The organism is Enterobacter sp. WI-ESBL-E8 (assembly GCF_053364895.1).
This window is the reverse complement of record NZ_JBRWXJ010000001.1, coordinates 2,920,039-2,943,942: the sequence shown is the minus strand read 5'-3', so window position 1 is coordinate 2,943,942 and position 23,904 is coordinate 2,920,039. Positions and strand designations below refer to the sequence as shown.

Genomic DNA, 23,904 nt, shown 5'->3' with positions numbered 1-23,904 from the left:
CGTTATAAGGTGCGCTTTCTTTTGACGTGTGGACATCCTGATGAACGACATCCCTTTCTGGCAAAGCAAAACTCTCGACGACATGACTGACGCAGAATGGGAATCATTGTGCGACGGCTGCGGCCAGTGCTGCCTGCACAAGCTGATGGATGAAGATACGGACGAGATCTACTTCACCAACGTTGCCTGCAAGCAGTTAAACATCAAAACATGCCAGTGCCGCAACTATGAGCGTCGGTTTGAATTCGAGCCGGACTGCATCAAGTTAACCCGGGATAATTTGCCCACCTTTGAATGGCTACCGCATACCTGCGCGTATCGCCTGCTGGCGGAGGGGAAAGGCCTGCCTGACTGGCACCCGCTGCTGACCGGCTCAAAAGCGGCGATGCACGGCGAGCGTATCTCCGTGCGCCACATTGCGGTGAAAGAGTCCGAGGTGCGTGACTGGGAAGACCACATCATGAACCACCCGACCCGTTGAGAATAAAAAACCCGCCGAAGCGGGTTTTTTATTGTGTTTGTGCGGCCTGATGCCCTCACCCCAACCCTCTCCCACGGGAGAGGGCGCAAACACTAAAAACGGCAACCGAGGTTGCCGTTTTGCTTTTACCTTCCGAACAGATCGCGTTTCTTCGGCTTAAACGGCTGAGCAATCAGCACCAGCAGCGCCACGACGAGGTAGGCAGCAAAAATACCCACCAGCCACTGCGGCATCTCCAGGGTCAGGAATTCCCACTGACGAACGGAGCAGTCACCGGATGCAACAAACACCTGCGGCAGCCATTTATCCAGCGGCAGCCAGCTCGGGAAGCGGGCGGCAAAATCACAGGTCATAAACGGTGACGGATGCAGCTGCATCATGGTGTGCTGCCAGGAGAGTTCAAGCCCTTTCCAGGCGCTGTAGATCCAGATAGCGATACCGGCATAGCGAAGCGGTGATTTTGGCGCAATGGCGCCGACCAGGCCTGCACCCATAATGCCGAACAGCGCGCAGCGTTCGTAAATGCACAGCACGCAAGGCTTAAGTCCCATTACGTGCTGGAACCACAGCGCGACCATTTCCAGCGCAAAGGCGGTCAGGGCCATTAGCAACCACGCTCCGCGACCGCGGGAGCACTGGTTTAAAAATCTCAACATAATCATTTCCCTGGAACATGCTTAGAAAGCGCAGTGTAAACGAATTCGTTTTTTGCGCCACCTGTACCTGGCGAAATAAAACGTAATTGGATGTTTATCGTGCGAAAAGGCAAACGGGCAGCGAACTGCCCAAGATGCATTGTTTACTGCGCCGCAAGTATACCCGCTTGTATCAGCCATTGCGTACAGGGAATGAGGGTAATTTTGACGCAAAGCAATCCCACGATCGTGAGCACTATCGTATACGGCAGCGCCATCCATACCATCCTGCCATAGGAAAGACGTATGAGCGGCGCAAGGGCGGAAGTCAGCAGGAACAGGAAGGCGGCCTGTCCGTTGGGCGTCGCCACCGACGGCAGGTTGGTGCCGGTATTGATTGCCACGGCCAGTAGCTCGAACTGTCCGGCGCTGATGACGCCTTGCTCCATTGCAGCCTTAGCCTCGTTTATATAGACCGTCCCGACAAAGACGTTATCGGAGATTGACGAGAGCAGACCGTTGAACAGATAAAACAGCGTCAGCTGAGCGTCCGGCGCGGCCTGTAAGACAAAGGCAATAATCGGCGCGAACAGGTGCTGGTCGATAATCACGGCAACGACCGCAAAGAACACCGCCAGCAGGGCGGTAAACGGCAGGGCTTCGGTAAAGGCTTTGCCGATGGCGTGTTCATCCGTCACGCCGGTAAAGGTGGTGGCGAGAATAATGACCGACAGGCCAATCAGCCCCACTTCGGCAAGATGGAGCGCCAGCGCCGCGATAAGCCAGACGCCGATAATCCCCTGGGCAATCAGGCGCAGCGTCTCCTGGCGCGTGCGCTGGCTTCGGCTCTGCAGATCGAATTTATGCAGCTCCTGACGCACCGGGTCCGGGAGCTGCGCGCCGTAGCCAAAGAGACGAAACTTCTCCACCAGCAAACAGGTCGCCAGACCGCAGATAAGCACCGGTACGCTCACCGGCGCCATTCTCAGGAAGAAATCACCGAAGTGCCAGCCAGCCGCTTTGGCAATGATCAGGTTTTGCGGCTCGCCCACCATCGTCATCACGCCGCCCAGCGCGGTACCGACGCCGGCATGCATCATCAGGCTGCGCAGGAAGGCGCGAAACTGCTCCAGTACGTCACGGTTATGCGCCTCGACGTGGCTGTCATCCTGCAGATCTTCGCCCGGGCGAGAGGAGGCGACACGGTGGTAAATACCGTAGAACCCAACCGCTACGCTTATCACCACCGCGACAACCGTCAGCGCATCCAGGAAGGCCGACAGAAATGCCGCCGCCAGGCAAAACGCCAGCGAGAGGAACATTTTCGACGGAATGCTGAGCAGCAGACGGGTGAAGATAAACAGCAGCAGCTGCTTCATAAAGTAGATGCCCGCCACCATAAACATCAGCAGCAGAAGCACTTCAAGATTAGACGCCAGTTCGGCTTTGACGTGTTCAGCGCTGGTCATACCGATGACCACAGCTTCAAACGCCAGCAACCCGCCCGGCAACAGGGGATAACATTTCAGCGCCATGGCGAGGGTGAAGATAAACTCCGCCACCAGCAGCCACCCGGCTATGAACGGGCTCACGCTAAAGATAAGAGGGTTAACGACCAGGAATACCAGAAGTATCAGTTTGTACCAGTCAGGAGACTGGCCTAAAAAGTTGCGCCACAGCGCGCGCCCAAAAGAAATTTCCACGACAGACGTCCTTCCCCGTCAAGTAAGACAAAACACCAGTATACGCAAAAATCGCGGCCTGGAGGCGGATAAGGCCGGATTGTAAATTTCATAAAAATGAAACGGCGATCCCTCTTTTCTCTCTTTGCCGCGCTACCTGCCACTGCACGCCTCTGGTATGATGAGTCCAATTTGCTAAAGCTGTGTAATGGAAATCTCACTATGGTCATTAAGGCGCAGAGCCCGGCGGGTTTCGCGGAAGAGTACATCATTGAAAGCATCTGGAATAATCGTTTCCCCGCAGGGTCCATTCTTCCAGCTGAACGCGAACTCTCTGAACTGATTGGCGTCACTCGCACCACGCTGCGCGAAGTGCTCCAGCGGCTGGCGCGTGATGGATGGTTGACGATCCAGCACGGCAAGCCGACGAAAGTAAACAACTTCTGGGAAACCTCGGGGCTGAACATTCTTGAAACGCTGGCGCGTCTCGATCATGAAAGCGTGCCGCAGTTGATTGATAACCTTCTCTCCGTTCGCACCAACATCGCGACGATCTTTATTCGTACCGCGTTCCGTCAGCATCCGGAAGACGCCCTTGCGGTGCTGGCCACCGCAAACGAGGTGGAAGATCACGCCGACGCGTTTGCTACCCTCGATTACAACGTGTTTCGCGGCCTGGCGTTTGCCTCCGGCAACCCGGTATACGGACTTATCCTCAACGGCATGAAAGGGCTCTATACCCGCATCGGCCGCCACTACTTTGCTAATCCGGAAGCGCGTAGCCTGGCGCTGGGCTTCTACCACAGGCTGAGCAAGCTCTGTACCGAAGGCCTGCACGATCAGGTTTATGAAACGGTGCGCCGCTACGGTCACGATTCCGGTGAAATCTGGCACCGTATGCAGAAAACGCTGCCGGGTGATTTGGCGATTCAGAGTCGATGAAATAAAAAACCTCTCGTATGAGAGGTTTTTTTTCGCCCGGTGGCGCTTCGCTTACCGGGCCTACAAAACCCGTAGGCCGGGTAAGGCGTAGCCGCCACCCGGCAAAAAACTACAGCGTATTCAACCGCGCCGGGCAGCGTTCCAGCAGCTCGACGCTCCCGTCTTCGTTCTGCTGCTCCAGCTGCACGTCAAAGCCCCACAGCCGATGCACATGCTTCAGCACCTCTTTACGCCCTTTATCCAGCGGCGCGCGGTTATGCGGGATATAGCGCAGCGTCAGGGAGCGGTCACCGCGCAAATCCACGTTCCACACCTGAATATTAGGCTCAAGGTTGCTCAGGTTGTACTGGGAAGAGAGGCGAGAGCGGATCTCACGGTATCCCTCCTCGTTGTGGATCGCAGAAATCTCCAGGTAGTTGTTTCGGTCATCGTCCAGCACGGTGAAGAAGCGGAAATCACGCATGATTTTCGGCGACATAAACTGGCTGATAAAGCTCTCATCCTTGAAGTCACGCATCGCAAAATGCAGCGTTTCCAGCCAGTCAGAGCCAGCGATATCCGGGAACCAGTACCTGTCTTCTTCCGTCGGCGACTGGCAGATACGTTTGATGTCCTGGAACATGGCAAAGCCAAGCGCGTACGGGTTAATCCCGCTGTACCACGGGCTGTTGTAGGGCGGCTGGAACACCACGTTGGTATGGCTGTGGAGGAATTCCATCATGAACCGCTCGGTGACTTTCCCTTCGTCATACAGATGGTTGAGGATGGTGTAGTGCCAGAACGTCGCCCAGCCTTCGTTCATCACCTGCGTCTGCTTTTGCGGGTAGAAATACTGGCTCACCTTGCGCACGATGCGCAGGATCTCACGCTGCCACGGCTCCAGCAGCGGGGCGTTCTTCTCCATAAAATAGAGCAGGTTTTCCTGCGGCTCGGACGGATAACGACGCGCTTCGGCGATCGTTTTTTCCTCCTCACGCTTAGGCAGGGTACGCCACAGCATGTTCACCTGGCTTTGCAGATACTCTTCGCGGCTTTTCTGCCGGGCCTTCTCCTCCTGCAGGGAGATCTTCTGCGGGCGTTTGTAACGGTCAACGCCGTAGTTCATCAGCGCGTGGCAGGAGTCGAGCAGCTTTTCCACTTCGTCCACGCCGTAGCGCTCTTCGCAGTCGGTAATGTACTTACGGGCGAAGATGAGGTAATCGACGATGGAGCTGGCGTCGGTCCAGCTGCGGAACAGGTAGTTATTCTTGAAAAAGGAGTTGTGCCCGTAGCAGGCGTGCGCCATCACCAGCGCCTGCATGGTAATGGTGTTCTCTTCCATTAAATAGGCGATGCACGGGTTGGAGTTAATGACAATCTCGTACGCCAGCCCCTGCTGGCCGTGCTTGTACAGCCGCTCGGTTTCAATAAATTTTTTACCAAACGACCAGTGCGGATAGTTAATCGGCATCCCGACGCTGGAGTAGGCGTCCATCATCTGTTCGGACGTGATGACTTCAATCTGATGGGGATAGGTATCCAGACGATAGAGTTTTGCGACCCGGTCGATTTCGGCGAGGTAAACATCCAGCAGCTCGAAGGTCCAGTCGGGTCCATCGCTCAGACGTGTGTTGTCCTTGTTCAGGGAATCAATAGTAGCCATTAGCGCGCCCTCGTTGTGGGTGCTCTCTCTGTCTGGAGAGCCTCCTTTCAAGCATAGATCAACGTGTTAAAAAGCGTGCTGGGGCAGAAATTTTTTCTTTGCGATTTCGCGTTTTTGATACGGCAAAAAAACGGTGTCCCTCAGCATATTATGCTGGTTAAAAATAACGCGCAGCAGGAGATCCCAAATTAGCGCTATCCCCTGATGCTGGGGGATGTGTGAGGTAAGTCACCATAAAAAAGTCGTATGTTGAATAATATTTTCAACTAGGTTATCAATCTGTAATTAGAAGATTGTTCTTTTGCACATAATGGAGTGGCTATGCGTGTTGTCATACTGGGAAGTGGTGTCGTTGGCGTAACCAGCGCCTGGTATTTAAGTCAGGCGGGACATGACGTAACCGTTATCGATCGTGAGCCGGGCCCCGCGCTGGAAACCAGCGCGGCGAACGCCGGGCAAATCTCTCCGGGCTACGCGGCACCGTGGGCTGCGCCGGGTGTTCCGCTGAAAGCGATTAAGTGGATGTTCCAGCGCCACGCGCCGCTGGCCATCAGCCTTGACGGCACGCAGTTCCAGCTGAAGTGGATGTGGCAGATGCTGCGCAACTGCGACACCCGCCACTACATGGAAAACAAAGGGCGCATGGTGCGCCTGGCGGAATACAGCCGCGACTGCCTGAAAGCGCTGCGCGCGTCGACCGGAATTGAGTACGAAGGCCGTCAGGGCGGGACGTTACAGCTGTTCCGCACCGAGCAGCAGTACGAAAATGCCACCCGCGATATCGCCGTGCTGGAAGATGCCGGCGTGCCGTACCAGCTGCTGGAAGCCAGCCAGCTTGGCCAGGTTGAACCGGCGCTGGCGGAAGTGGCGCATAAGCTGACGGGCGGCCTGCGCCTGCCGAATGATGAAACCGGCGACTGCCAGCTCTTCACTCAGCGTCTGGCGCAAATGTGCGAGCAGGCGGGGGTGAAATTCCGCTTTAACACCTCCGTCGACAAGCTGCTGTCGGAAGGGGAGAAAATTTACGGCGTGAAGTGTGGCGAAGAGGTGATCAAAGCGGATGCCTACGTCATGGCGTTTGGTTCGTACTCCACCGCGATGCTGAAAGGCATTCTCGATATTCCTGTTTACCCGCTGAAGGGCTACTCGCTGACCATTCCGGTGAAAGAGGAGAGCGGCGCGCCCGTGTCGACCATTCTGGATGAGACCTACAAAATCGCCATTACCCGCTTCGATAACCGCATCCGCGTAGGCGGCATGGCGGAGATTGTCGGCTTCAACACCGAGCTGCTGCAGCCGCGTCGTGAAACGCTGGAGATGGTGGTGGGGGATCTCTTCCCGCGCGGCGGTTTTGTTGATCAGGCGACCTTCTGGACCGGTCTGCGCCCAATGACGCCAGACGGCACGCCAATTGTCGGACGCACGCCGTACAAAAATCTGTGGACCAATACCGGACACGGCACGCTTGGCTGGACGATGGCCTGCGGGTCCGGCCAGCTGCTGAGCGATCTGATTTCCGGGCGCACCCCGGCAATTCCGTTTGACGATCTCAGTGCCGCGCGCTATCAATCGGGGTTTACGCCTTCGCGTCCACAGCACCTGCACGGCGCGCATAACTGAGGAGTTGTCATGTCCCGTCCTGTTCTGGCCCAGCTGAACCTGCAGGCCCTGAAGGATAACCTGCAAATTGTTCGCCGGGCAGCACCTGGTGCTCGCGTGTGGTCGGTGGTGAAAGCGAACGCCTACGGCCACGGTATTGACCGGATCTGGAGCGCGCTGAGCGCGACCGATGGCTTTGCGTTACTGAATCTGGAAGAGGCCATTCTGCTGCGCGAGCGCGGCTGGAAAGGGCCCATACTGCTGCTGGAGGGGTTCTTCCACGCCGACGATCTGCCGCTGCTGGACAAGTACCGGCTGACCACCAGCGTTCACAGCAACTGGCAGATTAAGGCGATTCAGGATGCGAAGCTTCATGCTCCGCTGGATATCTATCTCAAGGTCAACAGCGGCATGAACCGCCTGGGCTTCCAGCCCGAGCGGGTGCATACGGTCTGGCAACAGCTGCGCGCCCTGAAAAACGTCGGTGAAATGACGCTGATGGCGCACTTTGCCGACGCGGAAAAACCGGACGGTATTGCCGATGCCATGGTGCGCATTGAGCAGGCGGCAGAAGGGCTGGATTGCCCGCGCTCGCTGTCAAACTCGGCGGCCACGCTGTGGCATCCTGAGGCGCACTATAACTGGGTGCGTCCGGGGATCGTCCTGTACGGCGCGTCGCCCTCAGGCCAGTGGCAGGATATCGCCAACAGCGGCCTGAAGCCGGTCATGACCCTGCGCAGCGAAATTATTGGCGTACAGACCCTGAAGGCCGGTGACGCAGTGGGCTACGGCAGCCGCTACCGGGCAACGGGCGAGCAGCGCATTGGTATCGTGGCGGGCGGCTATGCTGACGGCTACCCGCGCATCGCGCCGACCGGTACGCCGGTCCTGGTAGATGGCGTCCGCACGGGGACGGTGGGCACTGTATCAATGGATATGCTGGCCGTTGACCTGACGCCATGCCCTCAGGCGGGCATTGGTTCACCGGTCGAGCTGTGGGGTAACGAAATCAAAATTGATGATGTGGCGGCCGCGGCGGGAACGGTAGGGTATGAACTGATGTGCGCGCTGGCACCGAGAGTGCCGGTTGTGACGGTGTAACTTTTTGTGTGCCGGGTGGCGGCTTCGCCTTACCCGGCCTACAAGGTACGCAAGCGTAGGCCGGGTAAGCGTTAGCGCCACCCGGCAAAAAACCGCTACTCCACGTCCTCTTCCCTCGGCCTCAACCCCACCTTCCGTACCGCGTTATCTTCTTTTTCGGCAACCGTCCAGATCATTCCGGCAAACTCCACCTGGTCTCCCACGACCGGGGCAGCGCCGAGACGCTGCTGGATGATTTCGCCCAGCGTTTGCTGGTTATCACCGTCTTCAGCGCCCTCATCCAGACCGTAAATCAGCGCCACATCCGCAAACCTGGCGCTGGCTTCCAGAATAAAATCGCCGAAGAAACGCTGGTCCAGCGCCACCGGAGGCGACTGACTGAACAGCTTGCCCAGCGCGGGAAGGTCGCGCTCGCGGCCAATCACGCACAGAATATCCCCTTCGCGCAGGCGGGTGCTGCCGGTAGGGTGCAGCAGGACATTGTCGCGGAACAGGGCGGCAATGCGCGTTTCGGCCGGCATATGCAAATCGCGCAGCGAGGCCCCCACGCACCATTTGTCGGCGCTCAGCTGATAGACAAGCTGTTCCCACGGGTTTTCAGGGTGAATATCGAGCCCGACGCGGGATACCGGCCAGCCCACGGGAGGGACCACCACTTTGGCTTTTTTCGCCGCCCACCCGAGCGACGTTCCCTGGAAGAGCAGCGAAATCAGCACCACGAAGAACGCCACGTTAAAGAACAGCCGCGCGTTATCCAGTCCGGCCATCATCGGGAAGACCGCAAGAATAATCGGTACCGCGCCGCGCAGGCCCACCCAACTGATAAATATGCGCTCGCGCAGGTTGAAGCCGCGAAACGGCAGCAGGCCCGCAAACACCGACAGCGGACGGGCGAAGAAAATCATCCACGCAGACAACAGCAGCGCCGGAATGGCGATCGGCAACAGGTCCGATGGCGTAACCAGAAGCCCCAGCACCAGGAACATGCCGATTTGCGCCAGCCAGGCCAGGCCGTCGAAGTTTTGCAAGATGGCATGGCGGTTGCGAATAGGGCGGTTGCCCATCAGGAACCCGCAGAGATAAACGGCGAGGATACCGCTGCCGTCCAGCGCCGTGGTAACGGCAAAAATAAGAATGCCGCCGCTCAGCGCCAGCAGCGGGTAAAGCCCCAAAGGCAGCGATATGCGGTTGATTGTCTGCTGTAACAGATACCCTCCCGCCAGGCCGATGAGGATCCCCAGGCCGAACTGCTGCAGGATATGCCAGGCAAACATCCAGCTCAGCCCGGTTTCGTGCTGCTGAATCATCTCGATCAGCGTGATGGTGAGAAACACCGCCATTGGATCGTTACTGCCGGATTCAATCTCAAGTGTAGAGCCTACGCGTTCGTTAAGCCCTTTACCGCCGAGCAGGGAAAACACGGCTGCCGCATCGGTTGAGCCCACGATGGCGCCAATCAGCAAGCCTTCCATGATATTAAGATGGAAGAGCCACGCGGCCATCATCCCGGTGAGGCCAGAGGTAATCAACACGCCGACCGTGGCGAGCGACAGCGCGGGCCCCAGAGCAACGCGAAAGGAGCTCGCCTGGGTGCGCATCCCGCCATCAAGCAGGATCACGGCCAGCGCAAGGTTACTCACCATGTACGCGAAGGGGTAGTTGTCGAAGGGGATACCGCCGATGCCATCAATGCCGGCCAGCATGCCGATGGCAAGAAAAATAACAAGAATTGGTATGCCAAGACGCGATGAAAATGAACTTAATAAAATACTGCTGGTTACAAGGACCGAACCCAGAATGAAAAGGCTGATTATCGCTGCGGCATCCAATGTTCTCTTACTCCCACCTCAATGTTAACGCTGTTACTAAAACCCTAACATATTAACGACGGCAACAGCGTTTTATTAAGCGGGTATAACGGCTTTTTTATGCCTTTATGACAGGATGGCCGCTGATGGTCAGCCGGCTGCCCGAATCATTATGAATCAGGGAGGCGTGCGCGCCCACTGCGAGGGTGACGGTTTGCTGCTCATGACCGAAATCCAGGCCGGTGATGACCGGAATATCCAGCCGCGAGCGAACGAAGTCGACCATGGTTTCAAGGGTGTAACCCGCGTCATAATCATTCGGCGCAGAGCCGCTAAAGCTGCCCAGCACAATCGCGGACTGGCGCTCAAGAATACCGGCATGATAAAGCTGCAATAGCATGCGCTCGACGCGGAACGGATGTTCGTTAATATCTTCCAGCACCAGAATGCCGTCCTCGATATGCGGCATCCACGGCGTTCCGATAAGCGAGACCAGCATCGCCAGGTTGCCGCCCCAGAGCTGGCCTTCGCACTCCCAGTGAGGTCCATTCCCCTGCCACTCAACGCTGTAGGTTGAATTGCGCAGCGCGCGCCAGAAGTGTTCCACGGTAAACGTATCCAGCTCCGGCGCGCCGAAGTTGCCGGCCAGCATCGGGCCGCTGAAGGTGATGACGTCATGCAGGGCCAGCAGCCCAAGCTGGATGACGGTGAAATCGCTGTGGCCGCAAATTAGCAGCGGATCCTGCTGCTGGCGCTGCGCCAGGCCCTGCCAGTCAATGCTCTCCAGCAGACGGCTCGCGCCATATCCGCCGCGCACCGCCAGAACGATTTGGTTTTCACCCTTCAGGTTCACCAGACTATTGATATCATTCAGTCTCTGCGCTTCAGTGCCGGCAAAGCGCTGCTGGCGGCGGGGGATAATTGTCTGATTTTCTACCTGATGGCCGGATTCCAGCAAACGCTGAACGCCCCGCTGCGCCGCGTCCTGGTTAATGCAATAGCCCGACGGCGCGATGAGATGAAACTGAGACATGGCAATTCCTTGCTGAATGAGAAACTAATTGTCTATATCATGCCGCTTAAACGCTGCCTGCTTCAAGGGGCGGCGCACTGCGATGACCGGCTATAAGGATAGATGACGTGAAATTGAGATGGTTTGCTTTTTTGATTGTGTTGCTCGCTGGCTGTAGTTCAAAGCATGATTATCAAAATCCGCCCTGGAACCCTGAAGTGCCGGTAAAGCGGGCCATGCAGTGGATGCCGATCAGTGAACAGGCCGGAAAGGCCTGGGGCGTCAGTCCGCGTCTAATCACGGCGATTATTGCGGTCGAGTCCGGCGGTAATCCTACGCTTGTCAGCAAGTCCAACGCGGTGGGGCTGATGCAGCTTAAAGCGTCAACGGCGGGGAGAGAGGTTTACCGCTACATGGGCTGGAGCGGCCAGCCGTCGACCAGCGAGCTGAAGAACCCGGAGCGCAACATTTCAATGGGTACAGCCTATCTGAGTATTATGGAGCATGGCGTGCTGAAGGGGATTGAGGACCCGGAGGTGATGCAGTACGCGCTGGTGGTCTCTTACGTTAACGGTGCCGGTGCGTTGCTCAGAACCTTCTCCTCTGACCGCAAAGAGGCGATAGAAGAGATTAACGGCATGGACAAAGACGAGTTCTTTGAGCATGTCGCGAAAAATCACCCGGCACCACAGGCGCCTCGTTATATCTGGAAAGTTCAGAAAGCGATGGATGCCATGTAATGCCGCAGACGGGCGGCGGTCACGCTGCCCGATTTTCCCTACAGAACTTTATTTGCGCGTTCGCGCGCCTCTCGCTCCAGCGAATAGATAATGCGCTGAAGTTCACGCTCTGCACCGGGTCCGACATTCAGGAAACGGAAACTCAGGCGCGGCGTGGTGATGGTTTCATTTTTGCTGTCCACGACGGTGCGATCGCTGATGGCAATCAGCTGTGCATCAAAATAAAAACGCCCCCAGCCGCCCATATCCAGCTCGATTTGCGTAAACCGCATGCCTTCTACCAGTCCGTCAGGTTTCGGCGTATCCATCAGCGCGCCCATACCGCCCAGCGACAGATCGAAGAGGCGAAAGCGGATCTCCTTTTTGTCCGGCATTTTGGCCTTGCAAAAATAGGCGGGGTGAAGCGGGGCGCTGATGCGGAAGTATTCACGGCGCTGGACAAACCAGAGATTGGTGGGAAGCGGGGTAGCAAAAGCAGGGAGTCCCTGGTATTCGCTCAGTTCCAGCCGTGACAGGACAAACTCCACTTTGGCCCCCTGCGTTTCGGCCATCACCGCGACATTCTCCGCTTTCAGCGCCGCACGGTTTTCATGCTCCTGGCTGCCTAAATCAATCACCAGCCGCTCCTGCGAGGCGTCAAGGATCTTGCTGATGAACTGATTATTCGACCAGCTGATGCGCAGCGGCACTTCGCCTTTTTGCAGGTCGCGTAATACCCCTAATACAGCCAGCGGATTTTGCTTGAGGAACTGCTCACTGTAATGACTCACGCCGGATGGCTCCTTGATTGATGACAGACTGTCTTAGCGTTATCGGCAATCGGCAATGAAACTTAATACAAACCGGTGAGTTTTTTTTGCCTGTTCAGGCAAAGATAAGTCGGTGAGATGAAAATGATTTTCCGGCGATGACCTATACTTACGTTAGCTGCGCAGAAGGTTTTCTGCACATGCGTTAAACCTGCAAGAGGGCATCGCTATGGGTATCATCGCCTGGATTATCTTTGGTCTTATCGCTGGCGCTATCGCTAAATTGATCATGCCGGGAAACGATGGCGGCGGCTTTATTTTGACCTGTGTACTCGGGGTCGTTGGTGCGGTTGTGGGCGGCTGGCTGGCGACGATGTTTGGCTTTGGAGGCAACATAAGTGGTTTTGACCTGCACAGTTTCCTGGTCGCTGTCGTGGGTGCCATTGTTGTGTTGGGCATATTCAGGTTACTGCGACGAGCATAAAATGACATAAACGGCTCTCTGCGGAGGGCCGTTTTTTTTACCTGAATATTGATTTGCTAATCGAAATGATAATAATTGTCGTTCCGTATTGCATCTAACAACAAGACGACATTATGAATACCTCACGTTTCACGCTTTGCGCCCTGGCAGGCGCCGTCACGCTGGCATTGCAGGTCCAGGCGTTTGCCGAAGAATCCACCATCGTCGTCACGGGCTCAGAGCAGGGCAGCGCGCTGCCGGCCTGGACAAACAGCGCCACGAAATCCGCCGTGGCCGAAAGTAAAACGCCGCAGGTCATCACGACCCTCTCTGCGCAGGAAATTGAAAAGCGTCACGCGAATTCCGTGAACGAAATCCTGCGCTATGCCCCGGGTGTCTCTACGGAGGTGAGGGGGAATACGTCGTACATGAGCGAATATAAAATTCGCGGCTTTACCGTCGACCAGGAGTTCTACAACGGGCTGCAGCTGCCCTATAACGTCACCGGCAATACCAAAGCCCGCATCGATCCGCTGTTGATTGACAGCGTGGATATCCTGAAGGGCCCTTCATCGGTCCTTTACGGCGGCGGCTCGCCGGGCGGGCTGGTAAACATCCAGAGTAAAAAGCCGAAGCGGGAAGCCCGAACCGAGATTGGCGTTAATACCGGGACCCGAAACCTGAAAGAGGGCTATCTCGACTCAACCGGGCAGATTGCCGACAGCGACTGGAACTATCGCCTGCTGGGCAAAGCCACGGAAAATGACGATCAGCCGCACACCACCCGGTATGAAAACTACCTGGTTGCCCCGTCCGTCACCTGGCAACCCGACAGCAAAACTCGCCTCACCCTCGATGCGCTGGCGCAAAATACCCCAAGCCTGACGCCGTCGAACCCGCTGCCGCTCGCCTACCTGCGATCGAAATACGCGGGCAAGCGCGATTACGCCGGCGATGAGTGGAGCGGGTTTAAGCAGCGGCAGTGGATGCTGGGCTACAGCTTTGAACACGAGTTTGACAGCGGCTGGGGCTTTAACCAGAAGGCGCGCTATTTCGACGTCGACACGCATCAGCGCAGCGTTTATGCAACGGGCGCGGGGAGCGAGGTTTATCAACTCAACCGCTTTGCCTACACCACGGATGAAGATCTGAAGAGCTTCAACATCGACAACCAGGTGACCAAAACCGTTGCGCTGGGCGAGTGGAAACACCACCTGCTGGCCGGGTTTGACTATCAGAAGCTGAACTCCCACTTCCACTATCGTTACGCATCTGGCACGCCGGGCATTGATATGCGCAATCCGGACTATTCGCAGATCGACGATAGCGCGCTGGGGCTCTATACCGCCCAGAAAAACCGTCTGAGCTACCAGCAGAACGGCTATTACCTGCAGGATCAGGTTGAATTTGGCGGCTTAAATCTGCTGGGTAGCCTGCGCTACGACGATTACCGCTCCGTCACCACCAATTATCTGCAAAACGGCGATAAGGCCTGGGTATCGCAGGATCGCGTCACCAAACGCCTGGGCGCGCTGTACGCCTTCGATAACGGGATTTCGCCGTTTATTAGCTATTCCGAAGGGTTTGCCCCGGTGTCGCCGCAGGGCACGCTCGTAGCGAAAGACGTCAAGCCCACCACCAGCAAGCAGGTGGAAGGTGGGGTGAAATACCTGCTGGCGGATTACGCCACCACCTTTACCGCCTCAGTGTTTAACATCCGCCAGAAAAATGTCGTCACCTCCGATCCGGGCTTCCTGAACTATCGTCAGACCGGGGAAGTGGAATCCAAAGGGGCGGAACTGTCTGCCATCAGCCGTCCGACGGACAACCTGACGCTGATTGCCAACTATGCGTACACCCACGCGATCAATACGGAAGATGATAAGTACAAAGGTAAACGCCCAACGCAGGTGCCGGAGAACGCCTTCAACCTCTGGGGGGACTACACCTTTGAGAACACCGCGCTGAAAGGGCTGATGCTGGGCGCAGGTGCACGCTACACCGGGCCAATGGAAATCTCTCCGGCTAACGATGCGGGTAAGCTGGGCGGCACCACGCAGTACGATCTGTCGGCATCCTACCGAATGGGCGAAATACTGCCTTCGCTGGCAGGGCTAACGCTTAAGGCCAGCGCGCAGAACATCACCAACAAAGAGACGCTGACCTGTTACGACGCGACAAACTGCTGGATTGGGCGTGACAGAACGTATCAGCTCGGGGCGAGTTACAGCTTCTGATCAAAGCCCTGTGAGTTCAAAATGTAGGCCGGGTAAGGCGTAGCCGCCACCCGGCAATACACTTACTGCGCCGCAGCTTTCACCGGCGCAGCCTCGTCATTCGCCGCAGGCTGTTTCTCCGGCACGCTGTCGCACGGTTTCTCTTTCGGGCAGACCAGGTCCAGCATCTTCAGCGTCACGCCGTTGCTCCAGCCGAACCCATCCTGCAGCGGATACTCTCCACCGCCGCCACCGGTACCGGTTGTCGACACGTCATACTTCTCGACCAGTTTCTTTTCGCGATCGTAGGTATGCTGTACGTTCTTCAGGAAGCGCCAGGTCACATCCATCGCGACCTTATCTTGCCCGTAATTCTGCAACCCTTCGGTCGCCACCCACTGCAGGGGAGCCCAGCCGTTAGGCGCATCCCACTGCTGGCCGCTGTTGACGGTGGTGGTTGCGATCCCGCCCGGCTGCAGCAGGCGTGATGAGGTCGCCGCGGCGACTTTATCGGCACGATCCTGTGTCGCGGCCTTCACGTAAAGCGGGAACAGGGCCGCCGCTGTGAGCTGATTGCGGACCTTCTTGCTCTTCAGATCGTAATCGGCGTACCAGCCCTCTTTATCATTCCACAGGTGGCTTTCGATAGCTTTCTGGCGCGCGGTAGCCAGCGCCTCGTATTTGCTGGTGCTGGCAGCATCGCCGCTCTCCTGGCTTGCCCGCGCCAGCAGTTTTTCCATCTTGAACATCAGGGCGTTCAGATCCACGGGGACAATGCTGGTGGTCCGGATGGTGCCGAGTTTTTGCGGGTCATCCATCCAGCGTGAGCTAAAGTCCCAGCCCGAAGCTGCCGCCGAACGCAAATCACGGTAGATCTCGGTCGCCGATCGGTTAGGGTTACTTTTGGCGGTATTCACATCATCAAGCTAGGATTCCGGACGCGGGGTATCGCGATCGTCCCAGTAGCGATTGAGGACGGCGCCGTCATCCAGCTTCACCACGCGTTTGTTGGCCTGCCCCGGTTGAAGGGCGTCAACGCCGTCCATCCAGTAGGCATACTCTTTCTCCATCTGCGGACGGTATTTCTTCAGCGCATCGCTGTCGTGGGTCGCCAGCAGTTCAACCATCAGCGAGAAGAACGGCGGCTGAGATCGGCTCAGGTAATAGCTGCGATTGCCGTTAGGAATATGCCCGAAAGTGTCGATTTCATAGGCAAAGTTATCCACCATGTCGCTGATTTTGTCCCAGTGACCGCTTTCCGCCAGGCCCAGCATGGTGAAATAGCTGTCCCAGTAGTAAACCTCCCGGAAACGACCGCCGGGCACAACGTAAGGCTTCGGTAACGGCAGGAGAGAATCCCATTTATTGCTGGCTTTATCGGTGGTGCGCGTCAGCACGGGCCAGAGATCGTCAATGTGTTCACGCAGGCTTTGTCCGGCAGGCGGGACGTATTTTTCACCTTCACCCGGCAGCGTAAAGTTCACCTCGACAAAATGGCGTAAATCAAACCCGGACTGACGACGCTGCATGCGGTAGTCGGCAAGGATCGTCAGGGGATCGCTGTTAGGCACCGCATCGGCAAAGGTTTTTTGATCCGGGAAGAGTTTGGCACTCTGAACGTCGCTGAAGAGGGGCCCGAGCAAAATATCCGGTGAATTCGTCTGGCCAGCGTTCATCTCTTCCGCGGCGCCAGAAGCGGCAACCGCGAGCAGCGCACTGCCCAGAACCAGAGGTAAGAGGCGAGGGCGCAGCTTTTGAGGGGTTATCATGGGTGCTTCTCCTTATTCACTGAGCAGCAGTTACGCTGTCTTAATCACCAGAAAACCTTAGTCGAATATGCCGCGCTTCGCGTGTCGAACATCGCATTTTGCACAAATCCAGACTATTTACCGTTGCGCTTAATGCCGCACGTGATGCGGTGAAATATTGATATTGTGAATATTTAAAAGGTACGGGAAATAAATTGCGATCCGTTGCACATAATGTGCCCGGTGAATTGTTTCTTTTAATTATCACGATCACATAAAGCAAAAAACATAAGTTCCTGGTGAAAAAACATAATGGATCGCGGCGTCACTCTCAGGCGAAATTGTCGCAACAAAAGAAACCGGTTTCATAAATGAGGAGTTACGCTATGTCAGTTGCAGAAAAAATTCCGGTCAAAGAAAAAATAGGCTATAGCCTGGGAGATGCAGCGAGTCACATTGTATTTGACTCATCGGTGGCCATTCTGGCGTATTACTATACGGATATATATGGATTACCGCCTGCCGTAATGGGAACCATGTTTCTTCTGGTGCGTTTATTAGATGCCATTACCGATCCCGTTATGGGGGCAATTGCCGATGCGACGACAACGCGCTGGGGGCGTTTTCGTCCCTGGCTGCTGGCGATATGCGTACCTTTTGCGGTGAGCTGCGTACTGGTTTATTCCATTCCGGACTTTACCGAAACCGGAAAAATTTATTATGCCGTCGGGGCGTATATATTTATGACCCTGATGTATACCGCCATTAATATCCCGTATTGCTCCCTGGGGGCGGCGCTCACCTCCGATCCGCGTGAAAATCTCTCGTTGCAGTCCTGGCGATTTGCCATCACCCCCATTGGCGGCGCACTTGGCACAGCCCTCATTCTGCCGCTGGCGGACTACCTCTACCCGGGCGACAGAGCGACCGGTATTCAGGTGGCGATGGCGCTTTTTGGCGCGATCGGCTGTCTGATGTTTATCGTCTGTTTTGCGACCACAAAAGAGCGGGTGCAGCCCATCAAAGAGGAGAATCTGAATATCGCCCGCGACGTTAAAATTCTTTTCCGTAACGATCAGTGGCGCATTCTCTCCATCTATAACTTTATGATGCTGGTGGCGGTGGTGATTCGCGGCGGCGCGGTGGTCTATTACGTCAACACCGTGCTGAACAAAGGGGCGGACATCATCTCGTTCTTTATGCTGGGCGGGATGCTGGCCTCGATGTTTGGCTCCGTGCTGGCTCAGCCGTTTGGCACCCGTTTGTGCAAGGTCAAACTCTCGTTCTGGATCAATATTCTGAATGCGGCATTAGGCGTCGCCTGCTTCTGGCTGCCGCTGGAGTTCTGGGTTATTCCCCTGATCGCCCACGTGCTTATTCAGATTGTCCAGGGCGGTAACGGTGCGCTGCAGTGGTCTATGATCACCGATGCGAATAATTACGGTGAATGGAAAACCCAGCGTCGTATTACAGGCATGAACGTTGCGGCCAATATATTCGTGATTAAATTAGGCGTTGCCGTCGGCGGCGCCATTCTCGGCTGGGTGCTGGCCTGGTATAATTATGAGTCCAACAGCACTGTACAATCGGAATCCGCTGTTCAGGGCGTCATTCTGCTGTTTACGCTGATCCCATCACTCTTTTATTTACTCACCGCCTTCTCAATTAAGTTTTATAAATTAACGGAAAACGTCATGAATGGCGTGGTGAGCGATTTAAATAAAGGCGAGTTCGCTAACTCTTAATGGTTGAAGCGGTAAGCCGATAATTCATGAGAATTATCGGTGAGGTTCTCTGTGTCCGTCAGGAAATAATGATTAACTCACGAGGATGGAATCGATGAAAGTGAAAACCCTTGCACTTATTGTCAGTGCGTTTTGTACTACCGGAGCAATGGCAGCAAAAGATACTCAGCGTCTGGAGGATAAGCTGGCGCAGCTGGAGGCGCGTCTCGAAAAGGCCGAAACCCGGGCGTCAAAGGCGGAAGCACAAATTCAGGTTCTGGAAAAACAACAGCAGACCGCAGTGGCCGCCAGCCCGGTTGTCGTTGAATCCACGGAGCCTGCGACAGCGCAAACGGCACCGAAGCTGACGTTATCCGGCTACGGCGATATTAAGTTTTATGGCGACGTTGAATTTAATATGGACGCGGCCAGCAAGACCGGCAGCTTAACGTCCATGAAAACAACGGCCAATAAAGACTGGGCGCCCGGCAGCCACGAGCGCTGGGATATCAACGGTCGTCTGCTGCTGGGCTTTGACGGATATAAGCGCATGGAAAACGGCAATTTCGCCGGCTTCTCCGTGCAGCCGCTGGCTGACCTGACGGGCAAAATGAACCTTGATGATGCCGTTTTCTTCTTTGGCACGGAAAACGACTGGAAGGTGAAAGTCGGGCGCTTTGAAGCCTATGACATGTTCCCGCTGAATCAGGACACCTTCGTTGAATATTCTGGCAACACGGCCAACGATCTCTACAGCGATGGTTACGGCTACATCTACATGATGAAAGAGGGACGCGGGCGTAGCGACAGCGGCGGTAACTTCCTGCTGAGCAAAACCCTGGGAAACTGGTATTTCGAGGTTAACACCCTGCTGGAAGACGGCAGTTCGCTGTTTGTTGACCAGCAGTATCACGGCGTGGACCTGGATAATGAAAAAAACGTCGCCTACGTCCGACCGGTCATTGCCTGGCAGGAAGGCAACTTCTCGACGGCTGTCGCGATGGAGAGCAACCTCGTCAACAACGCCTATGGCTACCGCGATGCATCGGGGAAGTGGGTAGACCAGTCTGACCGCACCGGCTACGGCTTCACCATGACCTGGAACGGGCAAAAAACCGATCCGGATAACGGTATCGTGGCGAACCTGAATACCGCGTATATGGATGCCACGGACGAGAAGGATTTCACCGCAGGCGTGAACGCCTTATGGCGTAATTTTGAGCTGGGCTATATCTACGCGCATAACCAGATCGATAACTTCAACACCGCGAACTTCGACGCTGACTGCGACGGCGACTGCTGGGTGACCGATCCCGGGGATTATGATATTCACACCATTCATGCTTCATACCTGATCCCGAACGTGATGAAGATGAAGAATTTCAATATTTATCTTGGGGCGTATGCGTCCTGGGTGGAAGCCCATCCGAAAGACGGCGATGACCGAAATGACGATCGCTACGGCGGACGCGTGCGCTTTAAATACTATTTCTGATGCCTCACGCCAGTCAGACCTCTTCCGGGGTCTGGCTGGCTTCCCGCAGCGTGCCGGGCGCATGCCCGATAATCCGCTTAAACGCCCGGCTAAACGCCGCCAGCGATCCGTACCCCAGCCGCAGCGCGACCGCTTCAATGGGCTGATTTTCATGGCGAATGTACTGAATGGCCAGCCGCATCCTCAGCTCGCTGAGATATTTGGCCGGGGTGGTTCCCGTCGCGGCCAGAAACCGTTCGGCAAACACGGAGCGGGAGGTACCCGCCTCTTTTGCCAGGTCCGCCACGCTCCAGTTCAGGCCGGGCTGCTGGTGCATAGCGTAGATGGCCCGGCTCAGGCGAGGATCGCGCAAGACCTGCACCCAGCCCGTCGCTTTTCCACAACCCGCCTCGACCCAGCCGCGCACGATCAGCGCCGCCACCACGTCGGCCAGCCGGGCGAGGATCCCGGCGAACCCGACCTGTCGCGTCATTGATTCGCGCTCCATCGCCGCGAGCAGCGGATGAATTTCCGGCCAGGTGGACATCAGGCGGCTGACCATCATCACTTCCGGCATCGCCTTGATCAGCGGCTGCATCCCGCCCAGCTCGAAATCCATGCACCCGCTAAAGATGATGGTGTTCTCGCTCTCCGGGCAGGGCTCACAGGTAATGGCGCAGACCGAGCTGCAGATAGGTTCACTGGGAAAGTCGCTGACCGGGGTAATGGTGGCCTGCTCGTCGGAGAGCAGGGCATGAGAATTACCGCCCGGAATAAACAGGGCGTCCCCGCTGCTCAGTTCGAACGTCGCACCGCTCTCCATTCGCAGCAGGGCGCTGCCGTGGCTAACGAAATGAAACTGCGCTTTACCGGGCGCCTGCTGGAACGCAACGCCAAACGGCGAGCTGGCTTCAATCCGCCGGTATTTCACCCCTGACAGGCGCATGCCGCGTAAAAGTTCGCTGATCAAATCGGGTGACTGTACGGTCATGGCGCAACTCCGGACGAATAATCAATAAGTGGAGATTATATGTCATAGATCGTCCAGGGTGAACCTTCTATGCTTTTGCGACAGTTGTCACATTTCTATAACGGGAGAAAAACAGATGAATTCATGTGTCGCGGCGAGCGAGGCGGTAACGCCTGCAAAACCCGCCTGGCGGGCCGTCTATTCACTGGGGCTGGGGGTGTTTGGCTTGATTACGGCAGAATTTCTGCCCGCCAGTTTGTTAACGCCCATGGCCGCGAGCCTGGGCGTGAGCGAGGGAATGGCCGGACAGGCCGTGACCGCCACCGCACTCGTGGCGCTGGTGACCGGGCTGCTGATTACCCCGGCAACCAAAAGTATCGATCGCCGCTGGGTGCTGATGTTTTTCTCGGTGCTGCAAATCATCTCCAGCCTGCTGGTGGCCTTTGCGCCCAACCTGCACGTCCTGCTGATGGGGCGCCTGCTGCTGGGGGTTGCCATTGGGGGATTCTGGGCAATGTCGACGGCCACGACGATGCGTCTGGTGCCGGCGGATAAAGTGCCGAAAGCGCTGGCGGTGATCTTCTCCAGCGTATCGATTGCCACGGTGGTTGCGGCGCCGCTGGGGAGCTATCTTGGCAGCCTGATTGGCTGGCGTAACGTGTTTATCCTCTGCATTCTGCCAAGCATGCTGGCGCTGCTGTGGCAACTCTGGGTCCTGCCGTCCATGAAGCCGGAGAGCAGCGGGAGCCTGAGCACGCTGTTCCGCGTGCTGCGTCGTCCGGGGATGATCGGCGGCATGCTGGCAACCATTCTGATCTTCAGCGGCCATTTTGCTTTCTTCACCTACCTGCGTCCGTTCCTGGAAACGGTAGGGCAGGCGAGCGTAGAGACCATTTCACTGATCCTGCTGGGCTTTGGACTGGCCAATTTTGTGGGCACCTCCGTTGCCGGACATCTTCTGGCGCGTAATCTGCGCCTGACGCTGGCGCTGGTGCCGTTCGCCATGGGCGTTCTCGCCCTCACGATGGTGGCGTTTGGCCATCTGGCCATGCTGGACGGTTTCCTGGTTGCGCTGTGGGGCTTTGCATTTGGTCTGGTTCCGGTGGGCTGGTCAACCTGGCTTGCCACTACCGTTCCGGATGAAGCCGAAAGCGCAGGGGGGCTGCTGGTAGCCTCAATTCAGCTGGCGATAAGCGCCGGTGCGGCCGGGGGCGGGGCGGTCTTTGATCTCAACGGTGCCAGCGGCGTATTCGCCGGCAGCGGCCTTCTGCTGGTAACGGCAATGGTGATTGTGTTTATGGGCGTGAAGGTTAAGGCGGAGTGATCTTTTCCCTCTCCTGCGGGAGAGGGAATTTATAGATATCTATTATTCTAGGCAGTCGCTCTTTCATTCCAGGTGTCTTTAAACATTATATTTCCGTCACAATATTTCCATTCGATTGATTCATATCGCAGTTCGACTTCTTCCATATGAGCACTCGCGATACCTAGCGGGTGCAATAAAGGGGAGATCCTTGTTATCTTGACGTTTTCCAGGATGATGTTGAAGTATTCACGCTCGATCCCGGCGTCATTGATTTTATACATTTTGATTAATGCCGTTTTGAATGTTTTTCCTGTACAGACGGCACGAAACAGATAGGGTGTGATGCGATCGATTTCTTTTTCAAAGGTGATGGGGACATGAAGTCGTGTTCCTGTTAATTTACCCGTGTTGGAACAGGTCGGTATCCAGACCGAGTGGTTAAATGATTTTAGTTCGGTAGAGCCCAGCCTTGTGGGCATTAAACATTCACCTGTAACAGGGGCGTTATTCTCGTCTGTAAACCATATATGTGCTGGTGTAGACATTTATTCATCCTTTAGGTTCGTAGAAATAGGCTATATAAAAAACGATTACTACTATAGCCCCAACAATAAGCATTGCTGTTTGATCGTCTTCAATAAAGGTTACTGGTATCATTGATAGAATCACAATAACAAAAATCGTGGCATATGCTTTTAAATCATTCTTCAAGTCTTCCAGAATAAGTTTAAAAATACTCTTTATGAACCCCCTCATTATTGAGCCATCTTTATAAAAGCATTAGTAATATCATGATCTGATGCTGTGTAAATATTCAGATAACCGGCTTTCATTATTACTGGTTCGATGAGGAAGTACATCATTTCAATTTTCTCTATATATAATGCATGATAAAATAACGGAAGGAATTTTTTGAGATTATTGGCGCTGTCCGCCGCGCGCTGAACCATTGCGTAAGCGTTAAGCGCTAAAAATGCACTTCCCGTTCTTCCGGCAACTTTTTTCATCAATGCGCTTTGCACTGCAGCATTCATTTGATTGCTATAGCATATATACTTTGCAACAGCATAAATTAGGCCGAATTTCGAAACTTGCTTAACTGAATAATTTGTTGTGATGGGTATAACTTTTTCTAGTATACTTTTCTTCGCAACTTCATTCTTGTTTTTAAGCATTGTTTCTATAAATATTGTAACCATACGGAATATTAAATCTCTATGTTTAACGAGTTCTACAACACCAAACATAAACCTCTTATCTTCAGAAGCCAACTGTTTGCATACATCAAAGTAATTATCCGTGAAGCAAGATGTATAATAGAGCAAGCGTGTTGTAGCATCGCCAAGATTATTTAAATACTCAACAGCACCATCCCTCACACCAGCCACGGCACGATCAAGCCTGACAGCGAGATCTTTATCGGACCCTATTTTTTCGATAATCGATTTACTGTAATACATAGCCTGTCCCTGTTGTGTACAGAGTTCATCATGGGCTACGTTGTCACCTGTGGACAGCGATCGCACTCGCATTTTTAAAAGTAAAATAAAGAATATCCACTAACCTATCTTCTAAGTTAATGGGGGCTTTTTTATAATTGATGTGATGAATT

19 protein-coding genes and 1 pseudogene are annotated in these 23,904 nt (G+C 55.3%); 10 read left to right on the top strand and 10 right to left on the bottom strand.

Annotated elements, in window-relative coordinates; genetic code table 11:
- The first annotated feature begins 40 nt into the window (after window positions 1–40).
- Window positions 41–481, top strand: a complete 441-nt coding sequence (locus ACWHWP_RS13990; RefSeq protein WP_024909872.1) for a YcgN family cysteine cluster protein — start codon at window positions 41–43, stop codon at window positions 479–481.
- A gap of 125 nt (window positions 482–606) precedes the next feature.
- On the opposite strand, the gene dsbB is transcribed toward ACWHWP_RS13990, so the two are convergent.
- Complete coding sequence (dsbB, locus tag ACWHWP_RS13985) at window positions 607–1,137, bottom strand: disulfide bond formation protein DsbB (RefSeq protein ID WP_047345828.1); 531 nt, start codon at window positions 1,135–1,137, stop codon at window positions 607–609.
- Window positions 1,138–1,280: 143 nt separating this feature from the next.
- The gene (gene nhaB / locus ACWHWP_RS13980; RefSeq protein WP_059312774.1) at window positions 1,281–2,819 is read right to left on the bottom strand and encodes a Na(+)/H(+) antiporter NhaB; all 1,539 of its coding nucleotides are present in this window, start codon (window positions 2,817–2,819) and stop codon (window positions 1,281–1,283) included.
- A gap of 201 nt (window positions 2,820–3,020) precedes the next feature.
- Here nhaB and fadR point away from each other — a divergent pair, with 201 nt between their 5' ends.
- Complete coding sequence (fadR, locus tag ACWHWP_RS13975) at window positions 3,021–3,740, top strand: fatty acid metabolism transcriptional regulator FadR (RefSeq protein WP_059312775.1); 720 nt, start codon at window positions 3,021–3,023, stop codon at window positions 3,738–3,740.
- A 109-nt stretch (window positions 3,741–3,849) separates the two neighbouring features.
- On the opposite strand, the gene ACWHWP_RS13970 is transcribed toward fadR, so the two are convergent.
- Entirely contained in the window at window positions 3,850–5,382 is a 1,533-nt protein-coding gene (locus ACWHWP_RS13970) for a SpoVR family protein (RefSeq protein ID WP_032658465.1), read from the bottom strand.
- 321 nt (window positions 5,383–5,703) lie between these two features.
- On the opposite strand from ACWHWP_RS13970, the gene ACWHWP_RS13965 reads away from it, so the two are divergent.
- Complete coding sequence (locus ACWHWP_RS13965; protein WP_447855852.1) at window positions 5,704–7,002, top strand: D-amino acid dehydrogenase; 1,299 nt, start codon at window positions 5,704–5,706, stop codon at window positions 7,000–7,002.
- Window positions 7,003–7,011: 9 nt separating this feature from the next.
- Window positions 7,012–8,082, top strand: coding sequence for a catabolic alanine racemase DadX (dadX, locus tag ACWHWP_RS13960; RefSeq protein ID WP_059312777.1), 1,071 nt, complete (start codon window positions 7,012–7,014; stop codon window positions 8,080–8,082).
- A 95-nt stretch (window positions 8,083–8,177) separates the two neighbouring features.
- Here the strand turns inward: dadX and ACWHWP_RS13955 are convergent, their stop codons facing one another.
- Window positions 8,178–9,911, bottom strand: a complete 1,734-nt coding sequence (locus ACWHWP_RS13955) for a potassium/proton antiporter (RefSeq protein WP_429052178.1) — start codon at window positions 9,909–9,911, stop codon at window positions 8,178–8,180.
- 97 nt (window positions 9,912–10,008) lie between these two features.
- The gene (ldcA, locus tag ACWHWP_RS13950) at window positions 10,009–10,923 is read right to left on the bottom strand and encodes a muramoyltetrapeptide carboxypeptidase (RefSeq protein ID WP_447855850.1); all 915 of its coding nucleotides are present in this window, start codon (window positions 10,921–10,923) and stop codon (window positions 10,009–10,011) included.
- A 107-nt stretch (window positions 10,924–11,030) separates the two neighbouring features.
- On the opposite strand from ldcA, the gene emtA reads away from it, so the two are divergent.
- Window positions 11,031–11,642 carry a membrane-bound lytic murein transglycosylase EmtA gene (gene emtA, locus ACWHWP_RS13945; protein ID WP_047345820.1) on the top strand — a complete coding sequence of 204 codons (612 nt, stop codon included), beginning with the start codon at window positions 11,031–11,033 and terminating at the stop codon, window positions 11,640–11,642.
- 38 nt (window positions 11,643–11,680) lie between these two features.
- Here emtA and ycgR read toward each other — a convergent pair whose 3' ends face one another.
- Window positions 11,681–12,412, bottom strand: a complete 732-nt coding sequence (ycgR, locus tag ACWHWP_RS13940) for a flagellar brake protein YcgR (protein WP_047345819.1) — start codon at window positions 12,410–12,412, stop codon at window positions 11,681–11,683.
- Between the two features lie 208 nt (window positions 12,413–12,620).
- On the opposite strand from ycgR, the gene ACWHWP_RS13935 reads away from it, so the two are divergent.
- Window positions 12,621–12,875, top strand: coding sequence for a GlsB/YeaQ/YmgE family stress response membrane protein (locus ACWHWP_RS13935; protein WP_008502662.1), 255 nt, complete (start codon window positions 12,621–12,623; stop codon window positions 12,873–12,875).
- 113 nt (window positions 12,876–12,988) lie between these two features.
- Window positions 12,989–15,091, top strand: a complete 2,103-nt coding sequence (locus ACWHWP_RS13930) for a TonB-dependent siderophore receptor (RefSeq protein ID WP_447855849.1) — start codon at window positions 12,989–12,991, stop codon at window positions 15,089–15,091.
- Window positions 15,092–15,153: 62 nt separating this feature from the next.
- Here ACWHWP_RS13930 and ACWHWP_RS13925 read toward each other — a convergent pair.
- A pseudogene (locus ACWHWP_RS13925) lies at window positions 15,154–16,839 on the bottom strand (alpha,alpha-trehalase).
- 365 nt (window positions 16,840–17,204) lie between these two features.
- Between ACWHWP_RS13925 and ACWHWP_RS13920 the strand changes: the two are divergent.
- Window positions 17,205–18,563, top strand: a complete 1,359-nt coding sequence (locus tag ACWHWP_RS13920) for a glycoside-pentoside-hexuronide (GPH):cation symporter (RefSeq protein ID WP_447855848.1) — start codon at window positions 17,205–17,207, stop codon at window positions 18,561–18,563.
- Window positions 18,564–18,657: 94 nt separating this feature from the next.
- Entirely contained in the window at window positions 18,658–20,037 is a 1,380-nt protein-coding gene (locus ACWHWP_RS13915; RefSeq protein WP_059312783.1) for a carbohydrate porin, read from the top strand.
- Window positions 20,038–20,050: 13 nt separating this feature from the next.
- Here the strand turns inward: ACWHWP_RS13915 and ACWHWP_RS13910 are convergent, their stop codons facing one another.
- Window positions 20,051–21,007 carry a cupin domain-containing protein gene (locus ACWHWP_RS13910; protein ID WP_447855847.1) on the bottom strand — a complete coding sequence of 319 codons (957 nt, stop codon included), beginning with the start codon at window positions 21,005–21,007 and terminating at the stop codon, window positions 20,051–20,053.
- 115 nt (window positions 21,008–21,122) lie between these two features.
- Between ACWHWP_RS13910 and ACWHWP_RS13905 the strand changes: the two genes are divergently transcribed.
- A complete protein-coding gene (locus ACWHWP_RS13905) occupies window positions 21,123–22,310 on the top strand; it encodes an MFS transporter (protein ID WP_059312785.1) in 1,188 nt (395 codons plus the stop codon).
- Window positions 22,311–22,357: 47 nt separating this feature from the next.
- Here the strand turns inward: ACWHWP_RS13905 and ACWHWP_RS13900 are convergent, their stop codons facing one another.
- Window positions 22,358–22,837 (bottom strand): Hcp family type VI secretion system effector, encoded by a 480-nt coding sequence (locus tag ACWHWP_RS13900; protein WP_047345812.1) that lies wholly within the window; start codon window positions 22,835–22,837, stop codon window positions 22,358–22,360.
- A 210-nt stretch (window positions 22,838–23,047) separates the two neighbouring features.
- On the bottom strand, window positions 23,048–23,752 hold the full coding sequence (locus ACWHWP_RS13895; protein WP_059312787.1) for a hypothetical protein: 705 nt from the start codon (window positions 23,750–23,752) through the stop codon (window positions 23,048–23,050).
- Between the last annotated feature and the right edge of the window lie 152 nt (window positions 23,753–23,904).